Annotated in this window: 9 protein-coding genes; 1 reads left to right on the top strand and 8 read right to left on the bottom strand. The window is 43.4% G+C overall.

Annotated elements, in window-relative coordinates; genetic code table 11:
* From AUJ82_04010 to AUJ82_03980, 7 genes are all read right to left on the bottom strand, one after another.
* The coding region (locus tag AUJ82_04010) for a Na+/H+ antiporter subunit G (protein OIO60032.1) at positions 1-340 on the bottom strand (340 nt) is incomplete at its 3' end.
* The gene (locus AUJ82_04005) at positions 337-618 is read right to left on the bottom strand and encodes a hypothetical protein (protein OIO60031.1); all 282 of its coding nucleotides are present in this window, start codon (positions 616-618) and stop codon (positions 337-339) included. The genes AUJ82_04005 and AUJ82_04010, both read right to left, overlap by 4 nt.
* Positions 619-622: 4 nt before the next feature.
* On the bottom strand, positions 623-1,096 hold the full coding sequence (locus AUJ82_04000; GenBank protein OIO60030.1) for a hypothetical protein: 474 nt from the start codon (positions 1,094-1,096) through the stop codon (positions 623-625).
* Positions 1,096-2,619, bottom strand: a complete 1,524-nt coding sequence (locus AUJ82_03995) for a Na+/H+ antiporter subunit D (protein OIO60029.1) — start codon at positions 2,617-2,619, stop codon at positions 1,096-1,098. The genes AUJ82_04000 and AUJ82_03995 overlap by 1 nt, the downstream gene beginning before the upstream one ends.
* Complete coding sequence (locus tag AUJ82_03990) at positions 2,616-2,963, bottom strand: cation:proton antiporter (protein OIO60028.1); 348 nt, start codon at positions 2,961-2,963, stop codon at positions 2,616-2,618. The genes AUJ82_03995 and AUJ82_03990 overlap by 4 nt, the downstream gene beginning before the upstream one ends.
* Positions 2,963-3,370: a Na(+)/H(+) antiporter subunit B gene (locus AUJ82_03985; protein OIO60027.1), complete on the bottom strand. Its 408-nt coding sequence runs from the start codon at positions 3,368-3,370 to the stop codon at positions 2,963-2,965. The genes AUJ82_03990 and AUJ82_03985 overlap by 1 nt, the downstream gene beginning before the upstream one ends.
* On the bottom strand, positions 3,367-5,676 hold the full coding sequence (locus tag AUJ82_03980; GenBank protein ID OIO60026.1) for a hypothetical protein: 2,310 nt from the start codon (positions 5,674-5,676) through the stop codon (positions 3,367-3,369). The genes AUJ82_03985 and AUJ82_03980 overlap by 4 nt, the downstream gene beginning before the upstream one ends.
* Positions 5,677-5,853: 177 nt before the next feature.
* Between AUJ82_03980 and AUJ82_03975 the strand changes: the two genes are divergently transcribed.
* Positions 5,854-8,034, top strand: a complete 2,181-nt coding sequence (locus tag AUJ82_03975) for a hypothetical protein (protein OIO60025.1) — start codon at positions 5,854-5,856, stop codon at positions 8,032-8,034.
* Here AUJ82_03975 and AUJ82_03970 read toward each other — a convergent pair.
* Entirely contained in the window at positions 8,031-8,807 is a 777-nt protein-coding gene (locus tag AUJ82_03970) for a TlyA family rRNA (cytidine-2'-O)-methyltransferase (GenBank protein OIO60024.1), read from the bottom strand. The two genes, AUJ82_03975 and AUJ82_03970, sit on opposite strands and share 4 nt — an antisense overlap.
* Between the last annotated feature and the right edge of the window lie 2 nt (positions 8,808-8,809).

The raw sequence follows: 8,809 nt of genomic DNA, 5'->3' as shown, positions 1-8,809 counted from the left end.
GATTGGCTTCCTTTTGATCCCTATGCTCTTTCCACTGGTCAAGTACTGTGTGCGCGGACATAGGGATTCTTAATAAATAGGCAGTTCTGCCGATTAGGTGCGCCGCAACGGGCGTTGTCAGGAAGATAAAAAAGATGATGGCAAAGGCTCTTGTTGTAATTCCGATTTCCGAAAAATGAATAGCGGCGGCTACTAACAGTAGACTAGCGCCGAGTGAAGGGGCTTTGGTCGCAGCATGCATGCGCGTGAAAAAGTCCGGCATTCTCAAAAGGCCTATTGCAGCCAGTAGCATAAAGCTGGCGCCCAGGAGGAATAGTATTTCAACGATCAGTGTCTTCATTTTGAAATTTTTCTGGCGAGATAACGAGCAAAGGCAACAGTGCTCAAAAATGAGATTAAGGCTATGGAAATAGCAACATCGATAAACATCGCTTGATTAGCGCCAATGGCATAAACGACAAATGTGCCTAGCGTGAGGGTTGCGAGTACGTCTAACGCAATAATTCTATCTGGCACGCTTGGCCCCTTTATGAGCCGAGTGAGAGCTAGTAGCATGCCGAGAAAGAGGATGCCCAGGGCGATTTGAACGGGTGTTGAAATCGTAAATACGTCGTTCATAGGTTTATTGTAATACGGTTAATACACGCTTTTCTAATGATTTTTGGATAGATTGAATTGATTTTTCAACACTTTCAATATGCACAACATGTAGATAAAGGTATTTTTTATCTTCGGAAACATCTAGGCTAATTTCACCAGGAGCCATGGTAATGAGATTGGCTACGAGTGTGATCTCTGTGTTTGTTTTTGCTGTCAGGGGAAAAGCAATGATGCCGGGGTTGAGTTTCTTACGTGGGGTAAGTATATCAATCGCGATGCTAAAGTTGGATAGAACAAGCTCTACGACATAGAAAATAAAGAAAAGAAACACATGAATCACTTTTTTAAAGTAGGAACTCTCTCGCTTTCTGGAATACACAACCAAGAGGATTAGGTAAGAAAATATGAAGCCAGCGGTGAAGTTTACAAAACTGATTTCACCGGTAAGCCCAGTCCATATAATGGCCAGGAGGATGTTGATAAGGAAAAGAATCATTATTGTTTCTGAAGAATTGTTTGGATGTAAACTTCTGGGTGCATGAGTTGGTTACCAGCTTTCATGGCGTAGGCAAAACAGGGTTCGCTGAAAATAATAATCAGGACAATAAAGGTAGTAAGGGTCAGAGAAGGCAAATAGGCAAAAAAGAGGTGCGTTTTGGGCTGAAAAATAGGGAAAGGTTCTTTCGTAGGGTTGTCGGGCAGGGTGGGCTTATTTTTCCAAAAAGCTTCTGCCCAAATCTTACCGATCGAATAAATTGTCAACAAACTAACGAGAAGGGAGATTGCTATTATAGCGTATTGCTTAACATCAAAACCGGCTTGTACGAGCGCTATTTTACCAAAGAATCCAGGAAAAGGAGGAATGCCGGCTAGTGATAGCGCAGGAATCAGGAATAGGCACGCAAGACCAGGTGCGTTTCGATAAATGCCGCCCATGTGGTTTAAATCGTAGGTGCGTTTCATTAAGAAGACCAAGCCGAAAATCAAGAAGAGGTCTACCTTGATAAATATATTTTGTACGATGTAAAACACGGTAGCGCCGAGTGCGAATGGTGTATAGAGCCCGAGCCCCATGACGATGTACCCGATATGGCTAATAATTAAGAATGAAAGTAATCGACGTACATCAAATTGCACAATGGCGCCTAGTATGCCACTGAGCATGGTCAATGCAGCAAGAATTAATATAACGGTGTGTAAGTAAGTAGCGTCTTGAATAAAGGGAAATACGAGCGTAAAGACGCGTATGATAGCATAGGCACCTACTTTTGTTAGTATGCCGGCAAATAGGGCAATTACGGGAATGGGCGGTGTATGATAAGAAGCGGGTAGCCAGAAATACAAGGGGAAGAGACCGGCTTTTATGCCAAAACCTATTAAAAACAATAATGCTGAGATGGAAGCCATGCCAGACGGGAGCTTTCCTTCGCTTAGTTTTAGCGCGATGTCTGCCATGTTCAGTGTGCCAACTTTGCCGTAAAGGATGCCAAGGGCTGTTAAAAACAAGGCAGAGGAAAGTAAATTGAGCGTAACGTATTTGACCGCTCCTTCCATTTGCGGCCGTTCTCCTCCAAAGGCCATCAGGACGAATGAGGCAATGAGCATGACCTCGAACCAGACGTATAGGTTGAATAAATCAGCTGTCAAAAATGCTCCGTAAACGCCTAAGAGCATGATTTGCATCATGGGGTGGAAGCCGAATGATTCCCTGTTTATGTCCAGCATGCTGATGGAGTATATGACAATAAGAAGGGCTACAATCGCTGTTGCCAGAATCATCACGGCACTAAAACGATCGACCATCAAACTGATGCCAAAGGGGCTTTGCCATTTGCCTACGGCCAATGAGAAGAGCTCATGTTCGTTTACCCAAAATACAAGAAGTATCGAAACTATTAATACGCCAGTTGTTGAAATAAGGGCTAGGGCTCTTTGCGCGCGTATTTTATTCCATGTAAAAAACATCAGAATGGCGCTGAATAAGGGAATCAGTATGGGCAGTACAATTAAAGTGTTCATGAGTCTGTTGATTTCATCCGGTCTAAGTCGTCTGTACCGACTGTTTTATAGACTTGCTGAAGCATGACGAGCGTAAATGCAACGACCCCGAAGCCGATGACAATCGCTGTCAAAATAAGCGCTTGAGGAAGGGGATCTGCATAATCGCCCGTGAGGACTAGCTGACCATCGGGTATGAAAGCCGGCTTCCCGCGAGTGAGGCCGCCAACTGTCAGAATCAGTAAGTTTGTTCCCTGGCTTATAAGGGCAAGCCCTAAGACGAGCTTTACTATACTTCTGCGCAAGAGAAGATAAACCCCTGAAGCGTATAAACAACCGATTACAAATGCTAAGAGCAGTTCCATTATTCTTGAGCGATAGAAAAGATGATCATTAAAACAATTCCAGTTACTGTTAAATATACTCCGACATCGAATAGCAAGGGCGTTCCCAGTCTTCCTATGGCAGGAATATAGACCGGTAACCATATTGCATATAAGAATGTGTTTCCAATAATCATCCCGAGCGTACCTGCGATCGCCAGAAGGGAGAGCCCGACAGCGGTCAAGGTAATGGGGTGAATGGTCAACATGCTTTGAGCTGCTTTCATATCAAATGCCAAGCCATATAGCGTAAAAGAAGCGGCGGCAACAAGCCCCCCTGTAAAGCCTCCTCCGGGTTCGTTATGTCCTCTGAAAAGCAAGAAAAATGAGAACAAAAGCAGGATTGAGAAGATAAAACGGGTTGCGGTGGAAAAGATAATCGAATTCATGGCTGGTTTTTGTTTTTGATATGAAGTCGAGTCATAGCGAATATGCCAAGTGCTGCGATCGCCAGCACAATGCTTTCTCCGAGGGTGTCTAAAGAACGAAAATCTACGAGGATTACGTTGACCACATTTTGACCATAACCGAGCACGAGACTGTAGTCGGCAAAGTAAGTTGAAATGGGCTCATGCCAATATTGATCCACCGTAATTAAAACAAGCAAAGTAACAATACAGCCTGTGAGGATTGCGAAAAAGCTATGGCGTATTACAGAGCGGCGTTGTGCGAAGTGGTCAAAGCGAGGCAAATTATAGAATGCAAAAACGAAGAGGATGACGGTTAATGTTTCGACTAAAATTTGCGTGATGGCGAGATCTACTGCGCCAAAGAGAAGATAAACCAAAGATACGCCGTAACCGACTACCCCGAGGCCTATGATCGAAGTCAACCTGGATTTGGATACAATAGCCAACAATGCGCCCCCTAAAATAATGACTGCCAGCGCCCATTCATGAGGTAGGATTTCCCTCAACCGATTCCAGTCCACATTGATGCTGTAAGTTAATAGCGGATACAGGAGCACAACCGCGATTGTTCCCAGGATGGTCATTATATAATAACGCAAGTACCCATTTTGTACTTTTCTGGTCTGCCAGCTGGCAATGCGTATGAAACCACTGAGTAAGCGATGGTAATTTTTATCCGGACCGGCTTGTCTCAGAAATTGAAAATAATGGATCCAAGAAGCCACACGGCTATAATTCAAGAAACCGAGATAACCCAATGTGAACGTGACAATTGTTAGATAAAACGGCATTGTATAGCCATGCCATAGTGCTAAATCCGAGGAAATATGTATTTGCCTCACTGAGTAGATTGCGGAGTTAATTACCCATTTTTCAATGGCTTCCGGATAAAATCCAAAGACAAGGCCGGAAATTCCCAGGATAAACGCACCAATCCACAAAGGCCAATTACCTTCATGAGGTTCATTAGGATACGCTGGCGCTTTCGTGAAAAAAGGTTTGATTACTAAGGTAAATGCTAAAATAAAAACAATAATGAAAGAAAGTACCGAAGCCGCGGGGATGTATTGTATAAATAAGGATTGCGCTAGGGATGTTTCGAATAAAAGTTCTTTTCCAATAAAGCTGAGGGCGGGTGGGATGCCTGCCATGGAAAGGCCCGCTAGGATGGCTGTAACGAGAGTGATCGGCATGCGTTTGTAGAGGCCGCCTAAACCGTCTATGCTTCGTATTCCCGTGCCATGGGTAATGTTCCCGACAACCATAAAGAAGGCTCCTTTATAGAGAGCGTGCGCAATTAGATATACGATTGCGGCCTTTATGGCGAGATTTGTTCCTAGACCAATCAAAAGTGTTAAGGTGCCTAGCGCACTGACTGTTGTGTAGGCCAGTATTTTTTTCATGTCTGATTGCCCGAGCGCAATACAGGCTCCGGTAACCATTGTAATGGTGCCGATAAGGGTTACAGTAACAGTCCACAGCGGTGTTCCACCGAGGGTAGGCGACATGCGCGCTAAGAGAAAAATGCCGGCTTTGACCATAGTCGCCGAATGCAGATACGCGCTAACCGGTGTGGGTGCGACCATTGCATTGGGTAACCAAAAGTGAAACGGCACTTGGGCGGATTTCGTAAAGGCGCCGACTAGTACTAGTAAAAGAATGGGTGTATATAAATGACTGTGGCGTACGATATCTCCTTTCGCAAGAAGTTCAGATACCGTAGTTGTCCCTGAGACGGAAGCTAGTAAGATGAAGCCAGCCAACATTGCTAACCCGCCGGTTGCAGTCACAAGAAGGGCTTGCAGTGCAGCAGAACGACTTTTTTCATGCTCATGATTAAACCCAATGAGAAAATAGGATGTCAGGCTAGTGAGTTCCCAAAAAACAAACAGAGTAAACAAGTTGTTTGAAACAACAATCCCCAGCATGGATCCCATAAACAAGAACAGCCAAAAGTAAAAGCGGTCTAAATGCCGATTTCCCTCCATATAGCTTCCGGCAAACAACACAACAAAGAACCCGATGCCTGTAATCAGGAGCGCGAACAGTAGACTTAACCCATCTATATAAAAAGATATATTAATCCCTAGCGTAGGAATCCACTCGATTGCCTCCGTTACAATACTATTGTGATTGATGATAGGGATGAGGCTGCACAGGTAGAAAAACGCGCCTAACGGAACAATCCCCAGTACATACTTGCAAGCTTTAGGGGCTTTGGGGCAAATGAGGAGGGAGAGGAGTGCAAAAATTAGTATACTGGATAATATCAAACTGATATCCATAAAAAAAGACTAGTACAATGCTAGCTATAGCAAAATTAGTCATTACAATCAAGAAATGAATATTTGTGGACATTTTCCTTGAGGTCCGCTTCCCAAGCATTAAAATGATTTAATCCCAAATAACCCACTCCCGATTGTAAGTGTTTCTGGTTTGTTTGAAATAGTATTTATTAATCCGTGTTAAAAAAAGATAACCAAGGTTTTGCTCTCCTCATAGCCATTAGTTTTATGGCGATTGCGATGGTGAGTATCGTGGCGATCGCCAGTTTCTCTAAAATGGAAGGTCGGCTTGCATCATTACGATTTCATGAGGGTATTGCGCGCCAGAATGCTCGGATGGGACTAACGATTGCGTTTTCGGAGATTCAAGCCTCACTGGGCTCTGATTTTCGAAGTACACGTTTTGTTAATAAACATATTGAAATTTTAGATACAAAATCTCTCTCAACGCTTCATCTCCCTACGCTTGATGAAAAAATATTTTCGGGAGAAGTACCGAGTGATGATAGCGCACGTTACCCAAACAAAGGCCATTTTTCCTATTCTATTATTGAAGAAGAAGATTGGTTAGTTGATAAGAGAGGGGTTCTTGTAGACACGGTTCTTGGCTGTTTTAAGGAAAATTTATCCACGTTTCTGGCGGAAAATAGCACGGCGGAAAATACCAAAACGATTTTCATTCCTCATCTTAAACTTCTTGAACTTTCTAAAATACCGCGTTGGAGTATCTTAAAAAGTTTTAAAGAACTTTGTGAAGAAGCGATGAAGGGGCGTGTAGCGCCCCATGCCCAAGATTACCCGAATAATCATGGTGTTGGCCCGGTGCTGTTAGGGTTTTCGTGTCATTATGATGTTCTATTGGATACAACAAAAAATACCCTCACTATTATACCTCAAGGACGCTGTGTGCTCTGGAATCCTTATGATACATCGTTGGATGAATCTACTTATACGGTTCAATTGGCTTCCCTTTTAACAAGGCCGCTTATCGATGTTATTGCCTTGGGCGGTATTGACCAAAATGTGTTCGTGCAATATGAGCTTGGTTTAGCCAAGCGATCGACTAAAGAGGGCACGGTGCTTTTTGAGAGTAATTACAGAAGTTCATTTTTTCCTGGGGAAGTTAAAGAAACTAAATTTACGGGAGAGCCATACATAATGCCGCTTAGTCAAAAAGATATGCAGGAGTTCTTGTTTTCTGGTATAAAGCTTCGGTATGATTTTAATTTTGCAGACCTCGTGCTGCGTTTACTAGATACTGCGGGCAAGCCTTATCAGTTTATTACGAACATAAAGCCACTTCAAAAACCATTAGATAGCCGTCAGATAACGTTTAAGGGAAAGAAATTTGAACATAGAAATGTATTGAAATTTGATCTCGTTGCTAATGATTTTTTAGATTCTAATATCAGGGCTATCGAGCATCTGTGTTTACCGGAAAAACCCGCTATGCGTTCTCGGTTTGAAATTAACAAGGAGTCACAGGCAGATACGAGTTTAGCTAATAAGCGCTATACATGGAAACGATTTTGGACCGCTCCCGTTGATGAATCTTTGTCACATGATTCTCTAACCATCCCATTCAAAAATAAAATAGAATTTCATTTGCCACACCCCGAAAAGGTGGTGAGTTCAGTCGCATTTTTTCAGCAAGCCAACTTGGCTCCCATGGGCTATGATCCTTCCCGTGCGCTTGGGGAATCCGGTAAGCACGATTTACTAAAGGTGGGTGAATTCTTTAAAGCAGATGAAAAATACCCTGTGGTTGATTATGCTTATTTCTTAAATGAAGCGCTTTGGGATCGTTTTTATTTTTATAATGAAAAGGGGGTGGGTGAAATGTATGAGAAAATAGAATACAAAAATCGGGAATCGCTATTAGCGGAGAAAGGAGATTTTGCTAAAACTCACTTTATTAAAAATGCATTTAATGTAAACTCCGCTTCTGAGAAAGAATGGTATGAGTTGTTGACTCGTGTCCCTCAATTGGCGACCCCTGAAAAGACACTGCTCGCAAAAAACATAACGCAGGCATTAAGTAAGAGGGAAAGACCATTTGCTTCGTTGGCTGAATTTGTGAATCGAGATGCTGCTTCTGTTAAGGGCTTTTTGCAACAGGCATTAGATTCATCTAGCATAGATCGGGTTACGCAAGGTCAGTTATTAGAGGAGATTGCAGGAAGGCTTACGGTGCGGGCCGATACATTGCTTGTGCGCGCTTATGGAGATTCGCTAAACGATGCAGGGGGCGTTATTGCGCAAATTGAGTGCGAGGCTGTTGTTCAACGCTTTCCGAAAGAGCTTCCGGGGAATAGCGGCAGGTGCTTTAAGATAACAGCTTTTCGTTGGCTAAATTAATTAGCCTTTCGGAGTCCGAGTAAAAATTCCCGATTCCCATCTGCGCCCTTAATAGGAGAAGGGATGTCACCAATGTGTTGCGCGTGTGTTAAATGAGCTAATGCAAATTGCCGAATATCTTGTAGAATTGCTTCTTGTATGGCTTCGTCTCGTATTACCCCTCGGCCTTGGTCTACGGTCTTTTTATCTGCCTCGAACTGCGGCTTTACTAAGGCGATTAAATAGCCTCCGGGTTTTAGCAGACTCCAGATATTGCCTAAAACTTTTTTGAGAGATATGAAAGAAAGATCCATACAGATTAAGTCATAGGCCTGCTTGGGGAGGTTTTCCGCTTTCATATGCCGGGCATTTACTTTTTCAAGATTCGTTACCCGTTCATCAATACGCAGTTTATGGTGTAGCTGACCATGCCCTACGTCTACGCATACAGCGGAAGCAGCCCCGTGTTGCAATAAGCAATCGGTAAAACCCCCTGTAGACGCACCCACATCCAGAATATCAAAACCGGTTACATCAATCGGGAAGGCTGCCAGGAATCCCTCCATCTTTTCTCCACCACGGCTGACGAAGCGAGGGGAAGCGGTTATTTGCAGTTCTATATCTTCAGGCACCGTTTTTCCCGGCTTGTCTACAATTTGATCTTTTATGCGAACCTTGCCTGCCATAATGATGGCTTTGCCTTGGGTTTTACTTTCACACAGCTTGCGTTGTACGAGTAAATCATCCAGACGAACTTTGTTTACTTTGCTACTCTTTTGGCCATCCGTTTTCATAG

It is taken from the genome of Verrucomicrobia bacterium CG1_02_43_26, assembly GCA_001872735.1.
GTDB lineage: Bacteria > Verrucomicrobiota > Verrucomicrobiia > Opitutales > CG1-02-43-26 > CG1-02-43-26.
Note: the sequence above shows the minus strand (reverse complement) of the source record. Positions and strands in the feature narration are given on the sequence as shown.

Bases quoted from the DNA above. Each gene is read 5' to 3' on its own strand.
- AUJ82_03985 (OIO60027.1), bottom strand. From the start codon at position 3,370: ATGAATTCGATTATCTTTTCCACCGCAACCCGTTTTATCTTCTCAATC.
- AUJ82_03990 (OIO60028.1), bottom strand. From the start codon at position 2,963: ATGGAACTGCTCTTAGCATTTGTAATCGGTTGTTTATACGCTTCAGGG.
- AUJ82_03995 (OIO60029.1), bottom strand. From the start codon at position 2,619: ATGAACACTTTAATTGTACTGCCCATACTGATTCCCTTATTCAGCGCC.
- AUJ82_03970 (OIO60024.1), bottom strand. From the start codon at position 8,807: ATGAAAACGGATGGCCAAAAGAGTAGCAAAGTAAACAAAGTTCGTCTG.
- AUJ82_04000 (OIO60030.1), bottom strand. From the start codon at position 1,096: ATGATTCTTTTCCTTATCAACATCCTCCTGGCCATTATATGGACTGGG.
- AUJ82_04005 (OIO60031.1), bottom strand. From the start codon at position 618: ATGAACGACGTATTTACGATTTCAACACCCGTTCAAATCGCCCTGGGC.
- AUJ82_03980 (OIO60026.1), bottom strand. From the start codon at position 5,676: ATGGATATCAGTTTGATATTATCCAGTATACTAATTTTTGCACTCCTC.